Source organism: Acetobacter syzygii, assembly GCF_000964225.1.
In the GTDB taxonomy this organism is placed as follows: domain Bacteria; phylum Pseudomonadota; class Alphaproteobacteria; order Acetobacterales; family Acetobacteraceae; genus Acetobacter; species Acetobacter syzygii.
In genome coordinates this window covers 107,636-131,372 of the sequence record NZ_BAMZ01000003.1, presented here as the reverse complement: position 1 = coordinate 131,372, position 23,737 = coordinate 107,636, and the positions used below count along the sequence as shown (strand labels likewise).

The following is a 23,737-nucleotide window of genomic DNA, read 5'->3' as shown; positions in this document are numbered from 1 at the left end:
TGTGCTGCCTGTTGCCCCACAAGGCGCTATAACAGGCACACAACACATACGCTGCGCCTTGTATGATACGTCCGGCTGGGGCAGATATGCCAGAGAGCGGATAGGCATGGATTGGCAGGAACAGGAACGGGCCGGATCGTGGCAGAGGATATTTACCGGGAAGTTGACGAAGAGCTGAAGGCCGAACGCCTGCGCGCCGTTGCACGGCGGTACGCCGGGCTGGCGGCCGTGGCTGTGGTGGCCGTGGTGGCAGGTGCTGGCCTGTGGTCATGGAAGGTGGCGCAGCACAAGGCTCTGGATCAGGCGGCAACAGGCACGTATCTGGCCGCCCTGCGCCAGACGGACCACCTGCCAGATCAAATCGGGCACGACCCCATAACCCTTACGGGTAAAGCCCAGAGCGGACTGGAATCCTTGCAAAAGCTTGCACCCTCAACAGATGCGGGTGTTGCTACGCTGGCCCGTATGCAGGAGGCTGCGGTGCAGGCTGCCCGGGGCGATGCCAAGGCCGCACTGGCTGCATGGAATGCAGTACAGGACGACCCGAAGGCTGATCCCGCCCTGCGCAGCATTGCGACCTTGCTGTGGTGCCAGCACCAGCTGGATACGGGGGATATCCCCACCCTGCGCTCACGGTTGTCCCTGCTTGCCGGGCAGGGCAAAGCCTGGAACGGACTGGCCGAGGAGGCTCTGGCTGTTCTGGATGTACGCGAAGGGCATAAGGATGATGCCCGCAAAAAACTGTCTGCCCTTGTGGACTCGGCCGATACCCCCGCAGGGGTGCGCAACCGGGCGCAGGATATGATGCAGGCCCTTGATCCGTCAGCAGGATAAAACCATGAGCAGCAAGACACATATTGGCGCCGTTGCCCGGTCCGGCATGACCCGCAGAAGCCTGCTTGCAGGTGCGGCGCTGGCCCCCACACTGGCGGCTTGTGGTGATGATGATGACAAAAAACCCCTGCTGGCCGGGCACCGGACGGATGTGCTGTCTTCCGGCGCAGGGTTGATGGTGGATAAGGAAGACCATACCGCCATTACCCTGCCTGCCCCGATCACGGTTTCGGAATGGCCGATCAGCGGTCGGGTGCCAGAACATACGGGCAGTAACTATGCTTGGGGCGGCCTGCACCGCCGCTGGCGGCACAGCATTGGTGCTGGCATTTCCGAGCCGGATTTTATGGCATGGGCCGCCCTTGGCTCTCTTGGGCGTGGAATGCTGGCCTGCGTGCCGCTTGTGCATAATGGCCATCTGTTTGTTATGGATGCACAGGGCCTTGTGCGGGCCTTTACATGGCCTGCCATGCGGCACGTATGGACCTTTAACCCCCGGCCCAAAAAATCCCGTTCCAGTAATACCGGTGGCGGTATTGGGGTGGACGGTGATGTGCTGTATATTGTGGACGGTATTTCCCAGGCCATTGCCGTTTATACGGCCACAGGCAAGGTCAAATGGCGGACCGATATTGGAACGCCTGGCCGTTCCGCTCCAACCATTGCGGAAGGGCGTGTCTATTTTGGCACCATAGATGAGCGGTTCTTTGCACTTGATGCCGCGACCGGTCGCCAGATATGGACATACGCCGCCACTGCGGCGGATACGACCGTGTTCGGGCAGGCTGCTCCGGCCTACGCCAACGGCGTTGTGGTGGCAGGCTTTGGCGGGGGCGATCTTGTTGCCTTCCGTGCAGAAAGTGGTGAGGTTGTGTGGAGCGAAATGCTCGGCAATGTTGGCGCACAGGCCAGCACGCTCAACCTGAACTGTGTGCGTGGTCTGCCCGTTATTGTTGGTAGCGTGGTCTATGCCATCAGTATGGCTCAGGTTCTGGCCGCGGTGGATATTCGTACGGGTCGGCGCGTGTGGGAACGCTCGGTTGGAAGCCAGAACAGCATTCTGTGCGTAGGGGACTGGCTGTATATCCTTTCCCTTGACCAGCAGGTGGCCTGTATTGACCGCCTTTCGGGCCATGTACGCTGGATTACCCAGTTGCGGCGCTTCCGCAAAATTAAGGAAAGCAAGGACATTGTTACATGGTTTGGCCCCGTTATGGCGGGTGGCCAGATTGTGTGCCTGAGCACGTTGCCAGAAAACGGCATGATCCGGATTAACCCGCAGACCGGTGCAATTATTTCTATTGATGCAATGGAGGCTGTTTCCTTCGTGCCTCCTATTGTTGTGGACAATCAGATGCTTATCGTAACCAATGACGGAAACCTGACCTCCTATGGTTGAACGTCGCAAGTCTATGCGCCCCCTCCCGCCGGTACCGACGGGGGACCTTCCGGTCGTTGTTATTGCCGGTCGCCCCAATGTGGGTAAATCCACCCTGTTCAACCGGCTGGTCGGGCGCAGGCAGGCTCTTGTGGCAGATACGCCCGGAGTGACGCGCGACCGTAAGGAAGGCGTGGCGCTGGTACGTGGCCGTCACATACGCCTGATTGATACGGCGGGGCTGGAAGAGGCCGCGCCAGACAGTCTGTTTGGCCGGATGCGTGCCTCTTCCGAAAGTGCGGTGCAGGAAGCGGATCTTATTCTGTTCTGCATTGATGCACGGGCAGGCATTACCCCGGCAGATGAACATTTTGCCCAGTGGGTACGCCGCCAGAACCGCCCCGTTCTGCTGATCGCCAACAAGGCGGAAGGGCGGCAGGGTACGGCAGCAGCGCTGGAAGCATACGCGCTGGGGCTGGGTGACCCTCTTGGTCTGTCCGCCGAACACGGTGATGGCGTGACCGACCTGATGTGGGAAATTGCCGAGCGCCTGCCCCCTGAAAAGGTGGAAGAGGAAGAAGAGGCATGGGCCCCCGAACCGGAGTTGTCCGAAGAGGAGGAAATCCGCCCCACAGGTCCGCTCAAAGTTACCATTGTTGGTCGCCCCAACGCAGGTAAATCCACGTTGCTCAATACGCTTTTGGGTGAAGAGCGTATGATTACCGGGCCAGAACCGGGGCTGACGCGGGATTCCATTGCCGTGACCCTGCATGACGGGGATGATACATTCGAGATCGTGGATACAGCAGGCCTGCGCAAAAAGGCCCGTATTGACGAAACCTTGGAAAAAATGTCGGTTTCCGCCTCCATTGAAGCCCTGAAAATGGCAGAAGTGGCGGTTCTGGTGCTGGATGCAACGCTTGGTGTGCATGAGCAGGACCTTCAGATAGCCCGTCTGATCGAGCGTGAAGGGCGTGCCTGCGTGCTGGCGCTCAATAAGTGGGACGCGGTGGAAGACCGTACCGCCACGCGCAAAGCCATTTTGGACCGTCTGAGCATTTCTCTGGCGCAGATGCGTGGCGTGCCGGTTGTTACCTTTTCGGCCCTCACCGGCTCTGCCGTGCACAAGCTGCTTCCCGCCGTGCGGGATGCCTGGACCGTGTGGAATGCCCGCGTGCCAACTGGCGCGCTGAACCGCTGGTTTGAGGAAATGCTTGAGCGCCATCAGCCCCCGCTGGTCGATGGCAGACGCCTGAAGCTGCGCTATATGACACAGGTTAAGGCCAGACCGCCTACCTTTGTTGTGTTTGGCACCAGAGCCGAGCAGATGCCCGACGATTACAAGCGGTATCTGGTCAACGGTCTGCGAGAAGAGTTTGACCTCCCCGGCGTGCCCATTCGGCTGCAAACGCGGGGCACCAAAAACCCCTATGCGAATAACTGACCTCAGCCGGTCGGGATAAACGCACAAGGGGTGCCGGTGGCGGCTTTGTCATTGGGGTCTGACCGCAGGCCATGCGGCACCCTCCCAGTTAGGAGCCAGAACCCACAATGTCGCCCCCCCAGCAGCTCCCGGCCAGCAAGCCAGTCCCTTCTGATGGTTTGTATGGAACGGCCAGAAACTGGGCCATGCTGGCTGTGTCCCTCTCTGTCTTTCTGGCATTGCTGGATTACGCCATTGCCAATGTGGCCCTGCCGGATATAGCGCGGGACCTCAAAGCCTCATCCTCATCGTCCATCTGGATCGTTAATGCTTACCAGATGGCCAGTCTGGTTTCGCTTCTGCCATTGGCGGCTCTGGGGAGCCGGGTTGGTTTTGCGCGGCTGTGCCGGGCGGGTATTCTGCTGTTTATGGTTGCCTCATTCTTCTGTGCTACGGCAACCAGCCTGCCTGTGCTGGCGGGTGCACGTGTGTTGCAGGGTATTGGCGGTGCCTGCATTATGAGCGTGAACATTGCTCTGGTGCGTTTTATTTACCCACAGGCCGAAATTGGCCGGGGCATGGCGGTCAACGGTCTTGTTGTGGCGCTGGGTGTGGCGTTGGGGCCAACGGCGGCGGCGGGTATTCTAACTTTTGCATCGTGGCCATGGCTGTTCTGGATTAATCTGCCATTGGGGGCAGCGGCGCTGGGTATGGCATTTTATGCCCTGCCCAATACGCCACGGGCCCCCCATATGCCCGATGTAACCGGCAGTGTGCTCTGCGTTGTGGCTTTTGGTGCCTGCATTATGGGGGGCGATGGTCTGGCCCATGCCCAGAACTGGGCGGCATCGGTGCTTCTGCTGGTGTGCGGGCTTATGGCCGGGGCGTGGCTGGTTCGGCGCGAGGCACATTTACCACACCCGATTTTGCCTGTGGATCTGCTCCGCAGGCCAGATTTTGCGGTTGCTTTTACCACTGGGTTCTGTGGGTTTATTGCCTCCAACTTCTATATCGTTTCCATGCCATTTACCCTGCATGATGCACTGGGCCTGAGTTCGGCTGAGACGGGGTTGCTCATTACTCCATGGCCTATTGGCATCATGCTTTCCGCACCGGTTATTCGCCGGGTGGCGGATCGTATTTCGGCTGGTGTGCTCTCTTCCATCGGATTGGGGTTGACGGCCACCGGCTTTTTTCTGCTCTGGCAACTGCCAGCCCATCCGGCTCTGTGGGATATAGCGTGGCGTACAGCGCTGGCCGGTTGGGGGTTTGGCTGTTTTCAGCCTCCTAACAACAGGGCGATGATGGTCGCAGCGCCCATGCACAGGGCCGGTGGCGCCAGTGGTATGGTGCAGGTTGCCCGCCAGGCGGGGCAGACCGTTGGTGCCATGGGGGTGGCGGCCTTTTTCACCCTTCTGGCGGATACGGCCAACCGCGAGTGCCTGCTGATGGCAGGGTGTATGGCCCTGTTTGCAGCTTTGCTGAGTGCCAGTCGTTTGCTGGTAGGCCGCAAGGCTTAGAGTTGCCATAGGTCACAGCCAGAGGCCGGAGGAGCGTGGAATGAAAACTTGCCTAGTGTACCGGGACAGGATTTTACCCGCATCCGAACAGGCTTTTATGCGCAGGCAATATGTGGCCTTCAGTTCCCTCAAGCCCTATTGGGTGGGATGCCATAGGGATAATCCTCCAGCGGATATGGCGCGCGCCATGCGTATTATTGGCGAAGGCCACATGCTAGGGGCCATGCGGCGGCTGGCGTTCCGGCAGATCGGGTGGAGGGCAGGGCAGGCGGTAGCAGATCTTGCCCCTGTTGTGGTCCATGCCCAGTTTGGCCGAGGGGGAGCACTGGCGCTGCCTATTGCCATGCAACTGGGGCTTCCGCTGGCAGTGACCTTCCATGGCGGGGATGCTTTTAAGGACAGACATTATAGCCATACATTTCCGCCCCCCATTTTTCAGCGTCGCTGGCGGGCACTGGTGGACTATGCTGCCGTGTTCATCTGTGTGTCCGAAGGGGTGCGTAGCAAACTGCTCGAACGCGGTGTGCCAGAGCAAAAACTGGAAGTGCTGGCCATAGGTACGGAGGATACGGCCCCTGTGCGCGGGCCTTTTGACCGTTTGGTATTTGCTGGCAGGTTTGTAGAAAAAAAAGGCTTGCCCATTCTGCTACAGGCTTTGCGCATTCTGGCCCAGCAGGGCTTAACGCCTTCTGTTGTGCTGGCGGGGGATGGTCCATTGCGGGCCGCCATGGAACAGCAGGCACAGGGGCTGGAGCATGTTGTGTTTGCGGGGTGGTTATCGGCTCAACAACTCCGCCAGCAGTTTGAACAGGCAGTGGCGCTGGTTGTGCCCAGTGTGCGTGCCGCAGGCGGAGACCACGAGGGCCTGCCGAGTGTTGCCGCAGAAGCAATGATGTGTGGTGTGCCTGTTGTGGCCTCCACCCAGGCCGGGTTGGATGAGGCCACATTGGGCGGTGGCGGCCTGCTTGTGCCAGCGGGGGACCCGCAGGCTTTGGCACAGGCGTTGGTGCATGTGCTGCGTGGTAGCGAACGCTCGGCCATGGGGCAGGCGGCCCGGCAGGCAGCAAGGGATCAGCTCAGGGCGTCAGTCCAGTCTGCCAGACTGGAGCAACGTCTGCTGTCCCTGATCTGATCAGATTTCGCTTTCCAGGAAAATCCGCGAGGCATCCCCCATCCACGGGCCATAATAGCGTTCCAGCCAGTGTTCGGCCTGTGTGGGCGCTCCTGCGGCAAGGGCTGTAAGGGGTGCCAGATACACCCATTCGCTCGTCTGGCTCTGCTCGTCCACTTTATCGCGGTTTTGCAGGCCATCCATGGAAATGGAGAGCATGTGGGCCGCCAGATCGCGCACTGTGCCTTCGCCCCATGGTGTATCCAGCCCCATCATGGGAACAAGGTCACGGAGCTTGACGTAATCTTCCCATGGGCGGGTGCGGACCAGTTCCCATGCGGCTTCCAGTGCCGCATCATCATACAGAAGACCGGTCCACAATGCGGGCAGGGCCATCATCATTTCGGGCGAGCCAGCATCGGCCCCACGCATTTCAAGGAACTGTTTAAGCCGCACATCGGGGAAAGCGGTTGTCAGATGGTCTTCAAAATCCCCAAGTGTAGGGGTTACATCTTCCAACCCGTCCTGCCGGTCGCCCTGCATCCATGCACGGAAGGAGCGGCCAGCCACATTCCGCATCTTCCCCTCACGCATGATGAAGTACATGGGCACGTCCAGCGCCCATTCCACATAACGTTCAAAGCCAAAGTCTTTTTCAAACACGCAGGCGGGCATACCGGACCGGGCATTGTCCGTATCTGTCCAGACCCGTGCCCGGTTGGAGAGGAAGTTGTTGGGCTTGCCCTCCACAAAAGGAGAGTTGGCAAACAGGGCGGTCGCCACGGGTTGCAGGGCCATGGAAACTTGCATTTTGCGCACCATGTCCTGTTCGGAGCCAAAGTCCAGATTAACCTGAACCGTACAGGTGCGTTGCATCATGTCCAGCCCCATGGTGCCAACCTTGGGCATGTATTCACGCATAATGCCGTAGCGGGTTTTGGGCATCCATGGCTGGCTGGCGCGGGTTGCTGTGGGGTGGAACCCCAGAGGCGCAAAACCCAGCCCCAGCTTGCGGGCCAGCGGGCGCACGGCATCAAAATGGTTGCTGAGTTCTTCTGCCGTGTCGTGCAGGGTGCGTACAGGCGCACCAGAGAGTTCGAACTGCCCGGCCGGTTCCAGCGAAATGGCAGCCCCAGCCGCTTCGCCCTGACCTTTAAGGCCAATAATGTGGCCATCATCAAGCACGGAGGTCCAGTCATCCGGTTCGGACTTGTGCAGACCTTTGAGCAGGCTTTCTATCCCCTGTGGGGTGTAGGGTGGCGTTGCGTAGGCGGTGCTGCCTGCCTGTGGGGCGTTCTCGCCCACAATGGCTTCTGGGCGGACAAAACCGAATTTTTCATGTTCGGTGCCGATGCGCCACGCATCACGCGGTTTGCAGCCCTGAGCGAGCAGTTCGGCAAGTTGCGAAATGGAACGAACAGGCGTTGCGTCTGAAGCACCGGGGTTGGACATGAGGTTTTCTGTATCCCAAAAAAACAGCCTTGCGGCAGCGCAGCAGGGCAGGAGCAATCCCTTATTGTGATGAAACAGGGGTTGAGCGCAAGCCATTGCCCAGCAGCGCCAGCCCCGCCACCACCGCCGTATCGGCCCGCAACACCAGCGAACCAAGGGAAATTGGGGCAATAAAAGGGCGTTTAAGCAGGGTCTGGCACTCTGCATCGCTCAAGCCCCCTTCCGGGCCAATCAGGAGTCCGTCTCCGGCTTTGACCTTGGGGGGCGTGTGCGGGTTTGTCGGTGCGCGGTCATCCAGCCGTTCAATGGCGGCAAACAGGGTGGCCTGCTGTGGCCACTCTCCCAGCAGGGCAGGGAGCGTTTGCACCGGGGTTATGGTCGGAATATCCAGCCGTTCGCATTGCTCGGCAGCTTCGGTGGCTATGGCGTGGAGCCGCTCGGGGTTAATACGGTGCGTATTCGTGCGTTCGGTAATTAACGGCAAAAATTCTGTCACGCCCAGTTCTGTTCCCATACGCAGCACCAGATCGGTGGCATCGCGCTTGAGCAGGGCAAAGGCCAGTCGCAAGGGGGGGCATGGTTGTGGCGGGCGGATCTGGCGCTCAAGGGTCAAGCTGCCGCGATCCTTGCGAATGTCGGCAATGCTGGCCAGCCACTCACCTATGCCTGCATGAAAAATGCGGAGCTGATCCCCCGTTTTTTTACGCAAGACAGTTCCAAGGTAGCGGGCCTGTTCCGGTGCAACCGGGCAGGGCGCGGCTGGCTGTGCCTCGGGTAAAAGAGTGGGGTCAACATACAGGCGGGGGAGGCGGGAGAGGCCATTCATGCCGATCATATATCCTGCGGTTGCGCACATAACGGAAGGAAAACGCCGGTTTAGGCATGAAACACCCTGTTTTGCAAAGCAGGGGCCGTCGGGTGGTTATGGGTTTGCGCCAGTTTGTGGCATAGGGGGAACGCTTAACCGCGTGCGTATTCCTGACCAAAGGCCATATGAGAATCGTGTCTGCTTCCCCCAGCCATACTGACATCCGGGTTACCGGATGGATTGCCCGTCTGCCCCCTTCCTTGCAGGCTTATGCCTTACTGGCACGGCTTGATCGGCCAGTTGGCACATGGCTTTTGTGGCTGCCTGGTGTATGGGGCATTCTGTTGCCCCAGGGGGTTGCCCCCATGGAGCGTGTGCGGCTGATCGTGCTGTTTGGTATTGGCAGTCTGGTCATGCGGGCCGCAGGCTGCGTGGTTAATGACATGTGGGACCGCGATATTGACCGGCAGGTTGTGCGCACCGCCGGGCGGCCTCTGGCCTGCGGGGCTTTGAGCATGGGGCAGGCCACTGGCTTTCTGCTGCTCCTGCTGGCGCTTGGGCTTGGGGTTCTGGTGCAGCTCAATAGCCTGTCCTGGGGGCTTGGGGTGTCCTCTTTGGTGCTGGTGGCCCTTTACCCGCTGGCCAAGCGGTTTACGTGGTGGCCGCAGTTGGTCATGGGGTTTACGTTTGGCTTTGGCGCCCCCATGGGCTATGCCGCCGCAGCCGGGCATCTGGCATGGGCGCAGGCTGCCCTTTATGCTGCCACGATTGTCTGGCAGCTTGGATTTGATACGATCTACGGCTTTCAGGACATGGAAGATGATGCCCGGATAGGGGTCAAATCCACCTCGCGGCTTATGGCCGGGCGGGCGCAGTTCTTTATTGGCGTTTGCTACGGGCTTACGGTTGGGTTTTTGGGAATTGCAGGCATACTGGCGGGGGCGGGCTGGCTGTTCTGGCCCGCGTTGCTGTTGCCTGCTGTACTGTTCTGGCGGCAGGCGGTGGCGGTCAACCCGGCGCGGCCAGCCCTTTGCCTTGCACAGTTCCGTAGCAACAGGGAAATTGGGTTGACCATAGCGCTGGCACTGGCGCTGGGGCTGCTGGTGATCTGAAGTTATTTGTGTGTATTTGTCTGGCTGAAAAGTGGGATGCCACGTCCATGAAGAGTGTTTTGCGTGCTGTTGCACCAATGTGTGTTGGTCTGGCCCTGTTTGCAGGCGTTGCGTACGCGCAGGATACAGGTGGGGATGCGGCATCTGCCGCCGTGGTGCCCGCGCACCTCTCTGCCGCAGATCAGGTCTGGGTTGCCAGGATTGAGCAAACCCTCAACCACGCGCTTACGTTTGAGGCCCGTATTCAGCAGATTGATGCGGATGGAAAGCGGACAACTGGCAGGGTGTGGATGAAGCGCCCCGGCCAGATGCGCCTTGCATATGACCCCCCCTCTCCCCTGCTGCTGGTGGCCAATCAAGGCAAAGTGGTGTTCCGGGATAGCCAGCTGGACCAGACAACGGTTATTCCCATGGACCGTACACCGCTGGGGCTTTTGCTGGCCCAGCACATAAGCCTGTCCGATGGCGTTACTGTGACGGCATTCCGCCACGAGGCCGGGTTGGTTGCGGTCAAACTGGTACGGACCAGTGCACCGGGTGATGGAAGTCTGACGCTGGTTTTTTACGACAATCCTCTGGCTTTGCGGTCATGGAGTGTGCTGGACGCACAGGGGCGGGAGACACGGGTAACCCTGTTTGACGTCCATCCGGGGGCGGATGTTCCTGCAAGCCTGTTTGACCTGCCCGCCCAGCCGGATGAATAGGCCCGGACCGTAGCCGGGGTGTTCAGCCTACTGGAAAAAACCATGGTGCAGGACGATATAAGCCATACGGAACTGATTTTGAGACCAAAAGGTATGACCCCCCATGACCACACGGCATGATACGCCATGACGGGCGATGACCTGTTTGGTGCTGCATCCCCAGCTTCCGGGGCAGCGCCTGTGCGATCTGGTGGCAAGCCAGCCCCGACCCAGCCATTGGCAGACCGTTTGCGCCCGACATGCCTGGCCGATGTGGTGGGGCAGGGGCATCTGCTTGGGCCGGAGGGTACGCTTACGCTTATGCTGGAGCGTGGTACGTTGCCCAGCCTTATTCTGTGGGGTGGTCCGGGGGTTGGTAAAACAACAATTGCCCGTTTGCTGGCGCAGGCTGCGGGTTTGCAGTTCATGCAGATTTCCGCAGTATTTTCCGGTGTGGCAGATCTGAAAAAAGCGTTTGATACGGCGCGTAAGCTTGCGCAGAGCGGCACGGGTACGCTGCTGTTCGTGGACGAAATTCATCGTTTCAACCGCGCCCAGCAGGATGGTTTTCTGCCCGTGGTGGAAAATGGCACTGTTGTACTTGTGGGTGCTACGACCGAAAATCCTTCTTTTGCCCTTAACTCAGCGCTGCTTTCACGCTGTCAGGTCATGGTGCTCAACCGTCTGGATGACCCGGCGCTAGAGTCCCTTCTGGTACGGGCGGAAGAGGAAACCGGGCACCCCCTGCCGTTAACGGAGGATGGACGGGCCACCCTGCGCGCCATGGCCGATGGGGATGGGCGCTACCTGCTGAATATGGTGGAACAGGTTCTGAGCCTGAAAAACACGCAACCGCTGGATGCGCAGGCATTGGCCCGGTTGCTGGCTAAAAGAGCCGTCCTGTACGACCGGGATCGCGAGGAACATTACAATCTGATTTCCGCGTTGCATAAATCGCTCCGTGGGTCGGACCCGGATGCAGCGCTTTACTGGTTTGCGCGTATGCTTGAAGGGGGGGAGGATCCCCGTTATCTCGCGCGCCGCTTGACCCGCTTTGCCACTGAGGATGTGGGCATGGCAGACCCCAATGCCCTGCCACTGGCCGTGGCTGCGTGGGAGACGTACGAACGTTTGGGCTCGCCGGAAGGGGAGCTGGCTCTGGCACAGCTTGTGGTTCATCTGGCCACGGCTCCCAAATCCAATGCCGCCTACAAAGCTTATGGTGCCGCGCGCCGTGCGGCAAAGGCAACAGGCAGCCTTATGCCCCCGGCTCATATTCTGAATGCCCCTACGCGGTTGATGCAGGATATTGGCTACGGCAAAGGGTACGAATACGACCACGATGCGGAAGAAGGCTTTTCAGGGCAAAATTATTTCCCTGATGGTATGCGCCGCCAGACCTTTTATAATCCAACGGGTAGAGGCTACGAACGGGAGGTCAAACACAGGCTGGATACATGGTCCCGCTTGCGGGAACGGCGCCAGTCGTGAATATCAGCGCATGAGTGTTGTCAATCTTACCGTGAGCGAGGACGAGGCCGGTATCCGCCTCGACCGTTATTTCCGTCGCCATTACCCGCACCTGACCCAGGGCGCATTGCAGAAGCTGTGCCGCACAGGCCAGATTCGCGTTGAGGGCAAACGGGTGGAAGCCTCCACCCGGCTTGAGCCGGGGCAGAGTGTGCGTGTTCCCCCCATTCCCATGGCCGCCAAACCCGCGCGCGATGTGCCGCGCCCGCTGGACGACAAGCTGGTGCGCGAAATCCAGCGTATGGTCGTTTATCAGGACAAGCACCTGATCGTGCTTAACAAGCCGTCCGGCCTTGCCGTGCAGGGTGGTCCGGGTATTACCCGGCATGTGGACATGATGCTTGATGGCCTGCGGGAAAACCCGGATGACCCACGGCCAAGGCTGGTCCACCGGATTGACCGCGATACGTCCGGCCTGCTGCTGCTGGCCAGAACACCGGGTGTTGCCGCCAAACTTGCCGCATCCTTTAGGGGTCGGGATGTCAAAAAAACATATTGGGCGGTGGTCGTTGGTCGGCCTGACCCACTCTCGGGCGAGATTGACCAGCCGCTTGCCCGCCTGGGAGCCGGGCCGGGAGCCATTACAGTCGCCGCTGACCGCAAGGATGAAGATGCCCAGTCCGCCCGCACGGTGTACGAGGTCCTCGATTCGGCGGCCCGCAAGTTCTCCTGGCTCGGGTTGTCTCCCTTAACGGGGCGCACCCATCAGTTGCGTGTACATTGCGAGTCTTTGGGAACCCCCATTCTGGGGGACCCCAAATATGGAGGGGCCATTGCCCATCCATCTGGCTTTACTGACCAGTTGCACCTCCATGCGCGCGAGCTGGATATGCCCCACCCTGCCGGTGGCCGTCTGGTTGTGAGCGCGGAACTGCCCCCCCATATGCGGGAGACCTTTCGGGCGCTGGGCTTTACCCCCGGTACAACGCCACCCCCCGTGCGCAAAGGCGGCTGAGCGACAACACACCTTGCGTGGGAGAAAAAATAGCAATGCGTTTAAAGTGGAAAATCGGCCTGTTTGCGGGTGTTGTGGTTCTGGCAGCAGGAGGCGGGACGATTTTTTCCGCAACGCAGGATGCAACATGGCTTAAAACCCGCCTGAGCGATGCGGTGGAGCAGAACACCGGACGGCACCTGAGCATTGGCGCACTCCATGTGTGGGTGCTGCCTTTCCCTTGGGTGGAGGCGCAGGATGTACGCCTGTCCGGTGTGGCGCCGGGTGGGGCCGATGTGCTGGCCGTCAAACAGGTGCGGGCACGGCTTTCCATTATGCCGCTGTTTTCCCACCGTATTGCCCTGCGTGATGTCAGTATTATCAATCCCGGCATAACCTTGCGCCGCCTGAGCGATGGTCGGGCTGACTGGCTGCTTACGCCTCCACCACCAGCACCGCAGAGTGGGTCTGCTACGCCGTCGGGTGCGGTGCGGATGCACTGGAATATCAGTGTATCGGACCTGACCATTTTGCAGGCTACTGTGCAGTGGGATGATGCGATAACCCGTTATTCGGGCCAATTTGGCCTTGGTCGAGCGCACATCCGCGGGCTGGATAGTACTGCGCCAGACGTGGATATACAGGGGGAAAAAGGGGCAGGGCGCTTCAGTCTGACCGGGCAGACAGGCCCGCTCTGGCCCATGGATGCGCAGCTTCCCGTCCAGCTCCGTATGAGCCTGAGCAACGGTGGCCATTCCATAGGTCTTGCCCATCTGGACGGGGTGATCACTGCTCCAAGGGCAGAACGCGCCTATAATCTGCACATGGGGGGCTCAGTAGGCCAACTCAGGGATCTGAACGTCTTTTTCCCCCACGCGAATTTGCCCGATGCACAGAATCTGTCGGTCGATCTGAGCGTTGGAGGGAGTGGGGATGCACCGCAGATGCAAAGCCTGCATGTGCGGACGGGCCGTATTGATCTGGGCCAGTGGCTGCCTCAGGTCGTTCTTGCACGCATGGTAGTGGACGCGGCCACACCAGTTGCGCCGCTAAGCCTGCATGTGGATGGCCAGATGGGGGGGCAGCCCGTTGCCATCAATGGGTCCGCAGGCACCCTGCAACAGCTTGGGCAGATGCAGTCGCAGGCTGAAGCCCCGGTCGATCTGGCACTCACGCAGGGGAGTGCGTCCGTGCAGGTCAAGGGAACGCTTGGTGCGGCCCATTCTGCGCTGGATGTGCAGGGGCAACTGGACCATCTGGCATTTGGTACACAATGGCCAGAGGCCACAGGGCTGCATGTGGCAGGGCATGTTGAGAGCGCTCAAACCCAGCAGCTTTATAAAAATCATACCTTTGCAAATATCCTGCATGGTCTGGCTCTGTCAGGCGATGTGCAGGCTCAGGCCATGAACTGGCAGGGCGTCGCCTGGACGCAGGTGCAAACCCATGTGGCTCTGGGCAATGGTCGCCTCGCCTTGGACCCCATCCATGCCGTAGGCAATGGCCAGCAGCAGGTTGCGCGCGTGGTGTATGATCTTTCTGGCCCACAGGCGCAGATCGAGGCATCCGCCCGTTCCGTATTTCTGCCGTTGGCCGTGGTCCAGAGCTGGATGAATGTTGCGCCGGACATACACGGAACCGTTCAGCTTGTAGGGGCTCTGAGCACGCAGGGAGATACGCCATCAGCCCGGACCCATAATCTGGTTGGTCATGTTGGTGCCTCCGTGGTGGATGGCAGTATTGGCAGCACGCTCCTGCGTAGTCTGCTCGGGCCGCAGGTGCCGGTCAAAGGGCAGATGCCCATTCGCTGCTTTGGTGTGCACACCCAGTTTGCGGAGGGCGTTGCCCATATTGATCAGGTGGGGCTGGAGAGCGACATCCTGCACCTGCGCGGCCATGGCAGCGTTACGCTGGAAACGCACGCTTTAAACCTGCAACTTGCTCCGCAGGTTCTTCTGGGTGGTGCATCGGCTTCTTCCACGCTGCATGTTTCCGGTACATGGACCAATCCGCAGGTGAGCATGGCACCCGCAGGCGATGGTCGGTTTGGCATAACCATTGGTGGCGGTGGTGGCTCGGATGATGGCACGTCCTGCACAGGGCTCCTTGCCACTGCGCGTGAAGGGGCGGAGGGACCGGCTCCGACAATCGTGCGTAAAAAGGCCAGCAAGGAGGAAAAAATTATGAACATGCTGCATGGTCTGGGTCTTTTCCGATGAGCGGTAGCGCTACAGGGCTGCCCGGCCGCACACCTGCGGGGCGCAAACGGTTTTGGAAACAGGTCGCGCTTGTACCGCAGGGCGATAAGGGGTTTGCCGTTCAGCTTGATGGGCGCAGCGTGCGCCTGCCGGGTAAAACGGAACTGTGTGTCCGCTCCCGCGCGTTGGCCGAGGCACTTGTGGCTGAATGGCAGGCGGCAGGGCAAAGCGCGGATGGATATTTTACCCCAGATGACCTGCCGCTTACGGGTATTGCTGGCTCCATGCTGGAGCGTATTCCTCAGGCGCGGGCGGGTGTGCTGGAGAGCCTGCTGGCGTACGCCAATAGTGATCTGGTCTGCTACAGGGATGGTGCTGGCAGCAGGCTGGCAGCGGAGCAGGCCGCAGTGTGGGACCCGTGGCTGGTCTGGCTGGAGGCCACCTATGGCGCAATGTTCCACACAACGCATGGAGTTATGCCCATCTGCCAGTCCACGCAGGCGTTAGGCGGGCTAAAGGCTGCACTGGGTGAATTGACTAACGCCCAACTGGCTGTGCTGGGAGTGGCGGTTCCTGCACTGGGGAGTCTGGTGCTTGGGCTGGTGCTGCTTGGTGGTGCAGCTACGGTGGAAGAACTGGTCGCCTGCGCCACAGTGGACGAGCGCCAGCAGATGGCAATATGGGGGCAGGATATTGAGATAACGGACCGCATAGCCCGGATGCAGCAGGAGCTGGAAACAGCAGCCCGCTTTAAGGCGTTAACGCAGCAGGCCTGAGCATTCATTGCCTCCAATACCCCGTGCGCAATGGTGGTAGGGGTGATTGGGGGCTTGGAGTTTTGGGTTTTTTCTGGTCACATCCAATAACGGTATCTGTTTTTACAGGAGAGTAATCAGGTCATGAAAATCAGCAATGGTGTACTGGCTGCGGCAATGGCCGTAGGGCTTTCTCTCTCTGGTGTGTCGGCACATGCGGCAGGTCCGGGTGGCTGGGGTGGCGGCATGGGCATGGGGTCCACATTTGGTGGGCCGGGCGGTAATGCGCTGGATGGGCTGGATCTGAGCCGCAAACAGCGCAACCAGATTACGACGATCCTCAAAGAAGCGCACGATCAGGATCAGGCTCAGGACACGCAGGAGGAGTTTGAAAACCTGCATGAGCAGATTCAGGATCTGCTGAGTGTACCCGGTCCGCTTGATCAGGATAAAATTGCACAGGTGCAGCAGAAAATGGCAGCCCTGCGCGCGGAGCGCGAGGCAAGGCACCTCCAGACTGCCAGTCGGATTCATGATGTGCTGACCCCCGAGCAGCTTGCCCAGATGCGGGACCGGCAGAAGCGCATTCATGACCTGCTGGCACAGCTTAACGCGTTGCAGCACCCTGCCCAGCAGATTTCTTCTGACAGCTCAAAGAAGTAAAACCAAGAAGTTCCTTGACTCAGGGCCCGGTCATACCGTAAGCCCTGCAACAAATCAGGACCGCCACTCCGCGAGTGTTCGCGCAGTGGCGCGTCTCGTTATGGGGTATGTAGCACTTGTTCGAAGCTCTTTCAGGCAAGCTTTCCGGGGTTTTTGATGGTCTCGCCAAACGTGGCGCACTGTCCGAAGCCGATGTGATGGAGGCCATGCGCGAAGTGCGTCTGGCCATGCTGGATGCGGACGTCGCGCTCCCCGTTGTGAAGGACTTTGTTAACAAGGTTAAGGAACGTGCCGTAGGGCATGAGGTGCTGGAAAGCATCTCTCCCGGTCAGGCCGTTGCTAAAATTGTTAACGATGCGTTGATTGATGCGCTTGGTGGCGCAGGTGTTGTTCCGCTTAACCTGAATGCCATACCGCCAGTGCCGGTTCTTATGGTGGGGCTTCAGGGGTCTGGTAAAACCACCACGTCCGGTAAGCTCGCGCTGCGCCTTGCAACGCGTGAGCGCAAGAAAGTGCTGCTGGCTTCGCTCGATACGCAGCGCCCGGCTGCCCAGTTGCAGTTGGCGCAGCTCGCCCAGCAGGCCGGGGTTACGTCCCTGCCAATCATTGCTGGTCAGACGCCGGTGGAAATTGCCCAGCGCGCGCTCGATGTGGGTCGCCGCGAAGGGTACGATGTCGTTATCCTCGATACGGCGGGACGTCTTTCCATCGATGAAGCGTTGATGGAGGAAGTCCGCCAGATCCGGGATGTCACCCATCCGGCGGAAACTCTGCTGGTTGTGGATGCCATGACCGGGCAGGACGCGGTGAACACCGCCAAGGCGTTTAACGAGGCCGTGGGTGTGACCGGTGTTGTCATGACCCGTATGGATGGTGATGCGCGCGGTGGTGCTGCCCTGTCCATGAAGGCCATTACCGGCGCGCCCATTAAGCTGACAGGCTCGGGCGAAAAGCTGGATGCGCTGGATGAGTTCCATCCCGAGCGTGTTGCAGGCCGTATTCTGGGTCTGGGCGATATTGCGGGTCTGGTGGAAAAAGCGGCTGATACGCTTGACCACGAGGAAGGCGAGCGTCTGGCCCAGCGGATGATGGCTGGCAAGTTTGATCTGGATGACTATGCGTCCCAGATCCGCCAGATCAACAAGCTTGGCTCCATTTCCGGTATTCTGGGAATGTTGCCGGGTATGGGTAAGGTCAAGGAAGCGCTGGGGGACAAGGATCTTGATACGTCCGTCCTTAAAAAGCACCTTGCCATTATCGGTTCCATGACCCGTGGCGAACGTCGTGCGCCGGGGATCATCAAGGCATCACGCAAAAAGCGTATTGCTGCCGGGTCGGGGACAACAGTTCAGGACGTCAATAAACTGCTCAAGCAGTTTGATATGATGTCCACCATGATGAAGCGTTTTAACAAACTGGGCGTGAAAGGTCTCATGCGCCAGGGAATGTCTGCGCTCATGCCTAAAGGAATGGGTGGAGGCCCGCCGGGTGGTCCCGGTGGCTCTCCCTTCCGCTAAGTGCGGCCTGTTTCTGCCTAAGTTTTTCGGGTTTTGTTTTTTCGGTCTGGAGTATTCCGAATGAGTGTTAAAATTCGTCTTGCCCGCGCTGGTGCCAAGAAGCGTCCTTACTACCACATCGTTGTGGCAGACAGCCGCAGCCCGCGCGATGGCCGTTTTATTGAAAAAGTGGGTGCGTACAACCCAATGCTGCCATCTGACCATGCAGAGCGCGTGCGTCTGGTTAACGAACGCATTACCCACTGGCTCTCCCAGGGTGCGCAGCCGACCGATCGTGTTGCCCGATTCCTTGGTAACGCCGGTCTGATCGCCAAGCCGAGCTTCAACGAGCAGCCCAAGCAGTCTGCTCCCAAGAAGAAGGCTCAGGAACGTGCAGCCGCTGCCGCCAAAGCAGCAGAAGCCGCAGCCTGAACTGAACCGAGCTAGCCATGCAGCCTGACCTCATTCTGATTGGTGTTGTGGGTAAACCGCATGGAGTGCGCGGCCTTGTGCGTGTGCATTCCTATGCGGCAGACCCCGCGATGCTGGAGGAGTATGGGGTTCTGCTGGACGGGCAGGGCCGTAAATGGTCCCTGCGTTGGTGCGGTGCGGATGGCGTTGCCGAGATAAAAGATGCCAATGGCAAACCTCTGGCAGATCGGACTGCGGCTCAGGCGCTGGTGAATACCCGCCTGTTTGTGCCGCGCTCCTGCCTGCCAGAAACAGAGGAAGAAGAATTCTACCATGCCGATCTGATTGGTATGGAAGCATTCGAAAAAGGTCTTTCTCTGGGGCGTGTCATCATGGTGCATGATTACGGCGCTGGTGCCAGCCTTGAACTGGGCGATGGCTCCCTTGTTCCTTTTACCAAGGCATGTGTGCCCGAAGTAAAACTGGATGAGCGGACCATTGTGGTGGTTCGCCCCGAGGAAGTCTCGGGGGAGGAAGGGCGTGGTGTTGGCAAACGGCAGGCGGGGGCGCTGGCATGAGCTGGCAGGCCACCGTTATTACACTCTTCCCGGAAATGTTTCCGGGGCCTTTGGGGCTGTCCCTTGCCGGGCGAGCACTGGAGAATGGGGTGTGGACCTGCCGGACCGAAGACCTGCGTCAGCACGGTCTGGGTCGTCATCGTGCTGTTGATGATACACCGTTTGGTGGGGGCGCTGGCATGGTTATCCGCCCGGATGTGGCCGATGCGGCCTTGGCCGCAGCACAGACCACAACCGATCTGCCGTGTGTGTACTTAACACCACGGGGGCGTCCTCTGGCACAGGCCGATGTGCGGCGTTATGCGGCAGGGCCGGGTGTTATGCTGCTATGTGGCCGGTTTGAAGGGGTGGATGAGCGCTTTTTGCAGGCGCGGGGTGTCGAGCAGGTTTCCGTCGGGGATTATGTCCTGTCTGGTGGAGAGACTGCGGCTCTGGTTCTGCTGGATGCGTGTGTGCGTCTGCTCCCCGGTGTAATGGGCAGTGATCAGAGTGGTGTTGAGGAAAGTTTTTCCGATGGGCTGCTTGAATATCCGCATTATACCCGTCCGGCTGTATGGGAGGAGCGTGAGGTTCCCGAGGTTCTGCTTTCGGGGAATCATGCTGCCATAGCGCGGTGGCGTCAGGCACAGGCGGAAGAAATAACGCGGGAAAGAAGGCCGGATCTGTGGTCTGCCTGGCTTGCTCGCAAGAATGAAAACAGGGATGCAGCTGTGGGCGGGGCCGCACAGGCAGACCTAGGGGTTTGAGAAGGATACCGACATGAACATTATCCAGCAGTACGAAGCTGCAGAAATTGAACGTCTGACAGCCGCACGCGCAGTGCCAGTTTTTGATGCAGGTGACACGGTGCGTGTTTCCGTGCAGGTCAAGGAAGGCGAGCGCGTTCGTCTTCAGGCATTCGAAGGTGTTGTGATTGCCCGCTCCAACAAGGGCCTGAACAGCAACTTTACCGTGCGCAAGATTTCCAATGGTGAAGGTGTGGAACGTGTGTTCCCGCTGTATGCGCCGACCGTGGCCGAAATCAAGGTTGTGCGTCGTGGTAAAGTGCGTCGTGCAAAACTGTATTACCTGCGTGGCCGTAGCGGTAAGTCTGCCCGTATTGCAGAACGCCCGCGTGAAGTTGCTGCCCCGGCAGCAGCAGGCTAAAAGCCGCAAGGCTTTTGGGCACGATGCCAGACATGGCTTGTGTGAACCCGACTGGCCTATGGTCAGTCGGGTCTTTCTGATAAAACAGGGTGTAAGCAGCGGATAGCAAGAGGCTGTTTGCACGGATATAAAGTTAAGGAGGATGCGCATGGCTGCGCGTACGTTGTTCGACAAGATCTGGGACGATCATGTCGTGGAAACCCTTCCGGACGGCACCTCCATTCTTTATATCGACCGCCATCTGGTGCACGAGGTAACCAGCCCACAGGCGTTTGAGGGCCTGCGTCTGGCTGGCCGCAAACTGCGCCATCCGGAGCGGACAGTGGCTGTTGTGGACCATAACGTGCCCACATCCGACCGCAGTCAGCCGATTGAGGAAGAGGATAGCCGTAACCAGATTGAAACGCTGGAACGCAACGTTAAGGAATTTGGTGTTCCTTACTTTCCGCTTCTCTCGGCCAATCAGGGAATTGTGCATGTGGTTGGGCCGGAACAGGGGATTTCCCTGCCGGGTATGACCATTGTGTGCGGTGACTCCCATACCTCTACCCACGGTGCGTTGGGGTCGCTGGCGTTTGGCATCGGCACGTCCGAAGTTGAACATGTTATGGCAACGCAGACCATTTTGCAGCGCCCTGCCAAAAACATGCGTGTGAATGTGGAGGGTACGCCGGGTGCTGGTGTTTCCGCCAAGGACATCATGCTCGCAATTATTGGCCATATTGGTACTGCGGGCGGTACGGGCCATGTTATTGAATTTGCTGGCTCTGCCATCCGTGGGCTGGATATGGCTGGCCGCATGACCATCTGCAACATGGCTATCGAGGCTGGTGCCCGGGCTGGTCTGGTCGCACCGGATGAGACAACTTTTGAATATGTGCGCAACCGCCCCTTTGCTCCCAAGGGAGAAGCATTTGAGCAGGCTGTTGCGTACTGGAAAACCCTCTCCTCCGACGAAGGCGCGCATTTTGACCGTGAAGTCACTTTGCGTGCGGAGGATATTGGTCCAACGCTGACATGGGGCACCAGCCCCGAGACCGTGCTGGCCATTACCGATACCGTGCCTGACCCGGCACAGATCGAGGACGAAGCCGTAAAAACCCAGATGCAGCGGATGCTGGACTATATGGGGCTACAGGCCGGGCAGAAAATTGCAGGCACCCCAGTGGATGTGGTGTTTATTGGCTCCTGCACTAACAGCCGGATTGAAGACCTGCGCATGGCGGCCCAGATTGCAGCCGGGCGCAAGGTGGCTCCGGGTGTGCGGGCGATGATTGTACCGGGTTCGGGCAACGTCAAACGTCAGGCGGAAGAAGAAGGGCTGGACCGTATTTTTCTGGATGCCGGGTTTGAGTGGCGGGAGGCCGGGTGCTCCATGTGCCTTGGCATGAACCCCGACCGGCTGACCCCCGGCCAGCGTTGCGCCTCCACTTCCAACCGTAACTTTGAAGGACGGCAGGGGCCGGGCGGTCGTACGCATCTGCTTTCCCCCGCCATGGCGGCCGCTGCAGCGGTCACGGGTTGCCTGACCGATGTGAGGGAGCTGGCATAATGGAAAAGTTCGTCACGTTATCGGCCATTGCTGCGGCTTTGCCGGAAGCCAATATTGATACAGACAAGATCATTCCTGCCCGGTTCCTTAAAACCACGCAGCGCACGGGGCTTGGCAAACATGCGTTTGATGCCATGCGCTACCTGCCAGATGGTACGGAAAACCCGGATTTTGTGCTGAACAGGCAGCCTTGGCGCAAAGCCGAAATTCTGGTGACGTATGATAATCTTGGGTGTGGTTCCTCGCGCGAACATGCGCCCTGGGCGTTGCTGGACTTTGGTATCCGCTGCGTTATCGCCCCGTCTTTTGCTGATATTTTCTTTAACAACTGTTTCAAGAACGGCATTCTGCCCATCCGCCTCCCGCGTGAGATCTGTGATGAGCTGATGGGTGATGCCCAGATGGGCAGCAACGCCCGGCTTACGGTTGATTTGCCGCGTCAGGTGGTTATTCGCCCTAATGGCGAAGAAGTGCCGTTTGAGATTGATGCTTTTCGCAAGCACCTGCTGCTTGAGGGGCTGGATGATATTGGGCAGACCCTGCACCACGAAGGCAGTATTGCAACTTATGAACAACGGCAGGATCAGGCTAAATCCTGGTTGCCTACCATTCATTTTGACTGAACAGACCTTTACGGAGCATTGCCATGACCGAACCCAAGCAGCCCGTTAAACTCCTTGTCCTGCCCGGCGATGGTATTGGACCAGAAGTCGTGCGCGAAGTCGGCCGCATTATAGCGTGGCTGGAAAAAAAACGTGGCCTGACGTTTGAGCTGACCGAAGATCTGGTTGGTGGTGCCTCCTTGGCCGAATATGGCGTGCCAATCCGGGATGAGGTTATTGAAAAAGCATGGGCGGCAGATGCGGTTCTGTTTGGTTCGGTGGGGGACCCCAAATGGGGGCACGTCAGCTTTGACAAGCGACCGGAAGTTGCCATTCTCAAGCTGCGTCAGGAACTGGGGCTGTTTGCCAACCTGCGCCCTGCCAAAGTGTTTGATGCCCTGGTAGACTCCAGCACACTCAAACCCGATGTTGTACGCGGTCTGGACATTATGATCGTGCGTGAGACGGTAGGGGGTATCTACTTTGGTGATCCACGCGGGATTGAAACCCTGCCCGATGGTTCCAAACGTGGCATTAACACCGAGGTTTACACCACATCGGAAATCCAGCGCGTTGCCCGTGTTGCCTTTGATCTGGCCCGTAAGCGTGACAACCGTGTCTGCTCGGTTGAAAAATGTAACGTGATGGAAAGCGGCCTGCTGTGGAAAGAGGTCGTGACCGATGTGCACGCCCGTGAGTTCCCCGATGTCGCGCTTTCCCACATGCTGGCAGACAACTGCGCCATGCAGCTGGTGCGCAACCCACGCCAGTTTGATGTGTTGGTCACGGGGAATCTGTTTGGCGATATTCTGTCTGATCTGGCATCCATGCTGACGGGCAGCCTTGGTATGCTGCCATCCGCGACGCTGGGAGCAGAACAGGCCGATGGCCGTCGCCCGGCGCTGTACGAACCAATCCATGGTAGTGCGCCCGATATTGCTGGGCAGGGTATTGCTAACCCGATTGCGCAGATCCTCTCCTTTGCCATGCTGTTGCGCTATTCGCTCAACCTGCAAACAGAGGCGGATATGATTGAGCAGGCCGTTTCCAATGTTCTGGCCAGCGGTCTGCGTACGGCAGACATTATGGCTGATGGTATGGCACGCGTAGGTACGTCTGTTATGGGCGAAGCCATTGTGCGCGAACTGGACAAACTTCAGAGCAACTAAAAGCTCTTAATCATTCCATAAAAAAAAGCCGCTCACGACTGTGTGGCGGCTTTTTTTATGGGCATTGCCAATAAAATCACGCAATCACAAAAAACAGGCAAACAAAAAGGCCGGCACCATATGGCAACCGACCTTTAATGCCTGCAAAACAGGAGGAGGCTGGTTTAGAAGCCTTCGCGTTCCAGACGCTTCCGTTCCATTTTGCGCGCGCGGCGTACGGCTTCTGCCGCTTCACGGGCTTTGCGCTCGGACGGCTTTTCAAAGTGCCGACGCAGTTTCATTTCACGGAAGATGCCTTCGCGCTGCATTTTTTTCTTGAGCGCTTTAAGAGCCTGATCGACATTGTTGTCACGGACTAGAACGTGCACTTGGTCACTAACCC

At 59.0% G+C, this 23,737-nt stretch carries 23 protein-coding genes; 20 read left to right on the top strand and 3 right to left on the bottom strand.

Annotation, left to right across the window (positions count from 1 at the left end):
* Positions 1–138 precede the first annotated feature (138 nt).
* The 5 genes from Absy_RS00765 (at position 139) to Absy_RS00745 (ending at position 6,287) form a co-directional block, all read left to right on the top strand.
* Entirely contained in the window at positions 139–834 is a 696-nt protein-coding gene (locus tag Absy_RS00765) for a tetratricopeptide repeat protein (RefSeq protein ID WP_048852811.1), read from the top strand.
* A gap of 4 nt (positions 835–838) precedes the next feature.
* Complete coding sequence (locus tag Absy_RS00760) at positions 839–2,233, top strand: PQQ-like beta-propeller repeat protein (RefSeq protein WP_048852810.1); 1,395 nt, start codon at positions 839–841, stop codon at positions 2,231–2,233.
* Positions 2,234–2,246: 13 nt separating this feature from the next.
* On the top strand, positions 2,247–3,656 hold the full coding sequence (der, locus tag Absy_RS00755) for a ribosome biogenesis GTPase Der (RefSeq protein WP_048852866.1): 1,410 nt from the start codon (positions 2,247–2,249) through the stop codon (positions 3,654–3,656).
* A 107-nt stretch (positions 3,657–3,763) separates the two neighbouring features.
* On the top strand, positions 3,764–5,155 hold the full coding sequence (locus tag Absy_RS00750) for an MFS transporter (protein WP_048852809.1): 1,392 nt from the start codon (positions 3,764–3,766) through the stop codon (positions 5,153–5,155).
* A 40-nt stretch (positions 5,156–5,195) separates the two neighbouring features.
* Positions 5,196–6,287, top strand: a complete 1,092-nt coding sequence (locus Absy_RS00745) for a glycosyltransferase (RefSeq protein WP_048852808.1) — start codon at positions 5,196–5,198, stop codon at positions 6,285–6,287.
* Here Absy_RS00745 and Absy_RS00740 read toward each other — a convergent pair whose 3' ends face one another.
* Positions 6,288–7,718 carry a glutamate--cysteine ligase gene (locus Absy_RS00740; RefSeq protein WP_048852807.1) on the bottom strand — a complete coding sequence of 477 codons (1,431 nt, stop codon included), beginning with the start codon at positions 7,716–7,718 and terminating at the stop codon, positions 6,288–6,290.
* Positions 7,719–7,779: 61 nt separating this feature from the next.
* Positions 7,780–8,544, bottom strand: coding sequence for a 16S rRNA (uracil(1498)-N(3))-methyltransferase (locus tag Absy_RS00735; RefSeq protein ID WP_048852806.1), 765 nt, complete (start codon positions 8,542–8,544; stop codon positions 7,780–7,782).
* A 176-nt stretch (positions 8,545–8,720) separates the two neighbouring features.
* On the opposite strand from Absy_RS00735, the gene ubiA reads away from it, so the two are divergent.
* The 15 genes from ubiA to leuB all read left to right on the top strand — a co-directional run bounded on the left by ubiA (position 8,721) and on the right by leuB (position 23,355).
* The gene (gene ubiA, locus Absy_RS00730) at positions 8,721–9,638 is read left to right on the top strand and encodes a 4-hydroxybenzoate octaprenyltransferase (protein ID WP_084596763.1); all 918 of its coding nucleotides are present in this window, start codon (positions 8,721–8,723) and stop codon (positions 9,636–9,638) included.
* 20 nt (positions 9,639–9,658) lie between these two features.
* The gene (locus Absy_RS00725; protein ID WP_084596769.1) at positions 9,659–10,342 is read left to right on the top strand and encodes a LolA family protein; all 684 of its coding nucleotides are present in this window, start codon (positions 9,659–9,661) and stop codon (positions 10,340–10,342) included.
* A gap of 126 nt (positions 10,343–10,468) precedes the next feature.
* Positions 10,469–11,812 carry a replication-associated recombination protein A gene (locus tag Absy_RS00720; protein WP_048852803.1) on the top strand — a complete coding sequence of 448 codons (1,344 nt, stop codon included), beginning with the start codon at positions 10,469–10,471 and terminating at the stop codon, positions 11,810–11,812.
* 10 nt (positions 11,813–11,822) lie between these two features.
* Entirely contained in the window at positions 11,823–12,806 is a 984-nt protein-coding gene (locus Absy_RS00715; protein WP_048852802.1) for an RluA family pseudouridine synthase, read from the top strand.
* Between the two features lie 35 nt (positions 12,807–12,841).
* Positions 12,842–15,004: an AsmA family protein gene (locus tag Absy_RS00710; protein ID WP_048852801.1), complete on the top strand. Its 2,163-nt coding sequence runs from the start codon at positions 12,842–12,844 to the stop codon at positions 15,002–15,004.
* Positions 15,001–15,759 carry an ATP12 family protein gene (locus Absy_RS00705; RefSeq protein WP_048852800.1) on the top strand — a complete coding sequence of 253 codons (759 nt, stop codon included), beginning with the start codon at positions 15,001–15,003 and terminating at the stop codon, positions 15,757–15,759. The genes Absy_RS00710 and Absy_RS00705 overlap by 4 nt, the downstream gene beginning before the upstream one ends.
* Before the next feature lie 123 nt (positions 15,760–15,882).
* A complete protein-coding gene (locus Absy_RS00700; protein WP_048852799.1) occupies positions 15,883–16,401 on the top strand; it encodes a Spy/CpxP family protein refolding chaperone in 519 nt (172 codons plus the stop codon).
* Positions 16,402–16,517: 116 nt separating this feature from the next.
* Positions 16,518–17,918, top strand: coding sequence for a signal recognition particle protein (gene ffh / locus Absy_RS00695; protein ID WP_048852798.1), 1,401 nt, complete (start codon positions 16,518–16,520; stop codon positions 17,916–17,918).
* 60 nt (positions 17,919–17,978) lie between these two features.
* Positions 17,979–18,329: a 30S ribosomal protein S16 gene (gene rpsP, locus Absy_RS00690; protein ID WP_048852797.1), complete on the top strand. Its 351-nt coding sequence runs from the start codon at positions 17,979–17,981 to the stop codon at positions 18,327–18,329.
* A gap of 17 nt (positions 18,330–18,346) precedes the next feature.
* Positions 18,347–18,886 carry a ribosome maturation factor RimM gene (rimM, locus tag Absy_RS00685; protein WP_048852796.1) on the top strand — a complete coding sequence of 180 codons (540 nt, stop codon included), beginning with the start codon at positions 18,347–18,349 and terminating at the stop codon, positions 18,884–18,886.
* On the top strand, positions 18,883–19,632 hold the full coding sequence (gene trmD, locus Absy_RS00680) for a tRNA (guanosine(37)-N1)-methyltransferase TrmD (RefSeq protein WP_048852795.1): 750 nt from the start codon (positions 18,883–18,885) through the stop codon (positions 19,630–19,632). The genes rimM and trmD overlap by 4 nt, the downstream gene beginning before the upstream one ends.
* A gap of 13 nt (positions 19,633–19,645) precedes the next feature.
* Positions 19,646–20,032 (top strand): 50S ribosomal protein L19, encoded by a 387-nt coding sequence (gene rplS / locus Absy_RS00675; protein WP_048852794.1) that lies wholly within the window; start codon positions 19,646–19,648, stop codon positions 20,030–20,032.
* A 148-nt stretch (positions 20,033–20,180) separates the two neighbouring features.
* Complete coding sequence (gene leuC, locus Absy_RS00670) at positions 20,181–21,584, top strand: 3-isopropylmalate dehydratase large subunit (protein ID WP_048852865.1); 1,404 nt, start codon at positions 20,181–20,183, stop codon at positions 21,582–21,584.
* Positions 21,584–22,207: a 3-isopropylmalate dehydratase small subunit gene (gene leuD, locus Absy_RS00665; protein WP_048852793.1), complete on the top strand. Its 624-nt coding sequence runs from the start codon at positions 21,584–21,586 to the stop codon at positions 22,205–22,207. Before leuC ends, leuD begins: the two co-directional genes overlap by 1 nt.
* Before the next feature lie 23 nt (positions 22,208–22,230).
* A complete protein-coding gene (gene leuB / locus Absy_RS00660; RefSeq protein ID WP_048852792.1) occupies positions 22,231–23,355 on the top strand; it encodes a 3-isopropylmalate dehydrogenase in 1,125 nt (374 codons plus the stop codon).
* A 164-nt stretch (positions 23,356–23,519) separates the two neighbouring features.
* Here the strand turns inward: leuB and rpsU are convergent, their stop codons facing one another.
* A complete protein-coding gene (rpsU, locus tag Absy_RS00655; RefSeq protein ID WP_003623949.1) occupies positions 23,520–23,723 on the bottom strand; it encodes a 30S ribosomal protein S21 in 204 nt (67 codons plus the stop codon).
* Between the last annotated feature and the right edge of the window lie 14 nt (positions 23,724–23,737).

Excerpts from the sequence above, each read along its gene's own strand:
- Absy_RS00720 (WP_048852803.1), top strand. The coding sequence starts at position 10,469 with ATGACGGGCGATGACCTGTTTGGTGCTGCATCCCCAGCTTCCGGGGCA.
- Absy_RS00750 (WP_048852809.1), top strand. The coding sequence starts at position 3,764 with ATGTCGCCCCCCCAGCAGCTCCCGGCCAGCAAGCCAGTCCCTTCTGAT.
- Absy_RS00740 (WP_048852807.1), bottom strand. The coding sequence starts at position 7,718 with ATGTCCAACCCCGGTGCTTCAGACGCAACGCCTGTTCGTTCCATTTCG.
- rimM (WP_048852796.1), top strand. The coding sequence starts at position 18,347 with ATGCAGCCTGACCTCATTCTGATTGGTGTTGTGGGTAAACCGCATGGA.
- der (WP_048852866.1), top strand. The coding sequence starts at position 2,247 with ATGCGCCCCCTCCCGCCGGTACCGACGGGGGACCTTCCGGTCGTTGTT.
- leuC (WP_048852865.1), top strand. The coding sequence starts at position 20,181 with ATGGCTGCGCGTACGTTGTTCGACAAGATCTGGGACGATCATGTCGTG.
- rplS (WP_048852794.1), top strand. The coding sequence starts at position 19,646 with ATGAACATTATCCAGCAGTACGAAGCTGCAGAAATTGAACGTCTGACA.
- Absy_RS00760 (WP_048852810.1), top strand. The coding sequence starts at position 839 with ATGAGCAGCAAGACACATATTGGCGCCGTTGCCCGGTCCGGCATGACC.
- Absy_RS00700 (WP_048852799.1), top strand. The coding sequence starts at position 15,883 with ATGAAAATCAGCAATGGTGTACTGGCTGCGGCAATGGCCGTAGGGCTT.
- Absy_RS00745 (WP_048852808.1), top strand. The coding sequence starts at position 5,196 with ATGAAAACTTGCCTAGTGTACCGGGACAGGATTTTACCCGCATCCGAA.
- Absy_RS00735 (WP_048852806.1), bottom strand. The coding sequence starts at position 8,544 with ATGAATGGCCTCTCCCGCCTCCCCCGCCTGTATGTTGACCCCACTCTT.
- leuD (WP_048852793.1), top strand. The coding sequence starts at position 21,584 with ATGGAAAAGTTCGTCACGTTATCGGCCATTGCTGCGGCTTTGCCGGAA.
- rpsP (WP_048852797.1), top strand. The coding sequence starts at position 17,979 with ATGAGTGTTAAAATTCGTCTTGCCCGCGCTGGTGCCAAGAAGCGTCCT.
- trmD (WP_048852795.1), top strand. The coding sequence starts at position 18,883 with ATGAGCTGGCAGGCCACCGTTATTACACTCTTCCCGGAAATGTTTCCG.
- Absy_RS00710 (WP_048852801.1), top strand. The coding sequence starts at position 12,842 with ATGCGTTTAAAGTGGAAAATCGGCCTGTTTGCGGGTGTTGTGGTTCTG.
- Absy_RS00715 (WP_048852802.1), top strand. The coding sequence starts at position 11,823 with ATGAGTGTTGTCAATCTTACCGTGAGCGAGGACGAGGCCGGTATCCGC.
- Absy_RS00705 (WP_048852800.1), top strand. The coding sequence starts at position 15,001 with ATGAGCGGTAGCGCTACAGGGCTGCCCGGCCGCACACCTGCGGGGCGC.
- leuB (WP_048852792.1), top strand. The coding sequence starts at position 22,231 with ATGACCGAACCCAAGCAGCCCGTTAAACTCCTTGTCCTGCCCGGCGAT.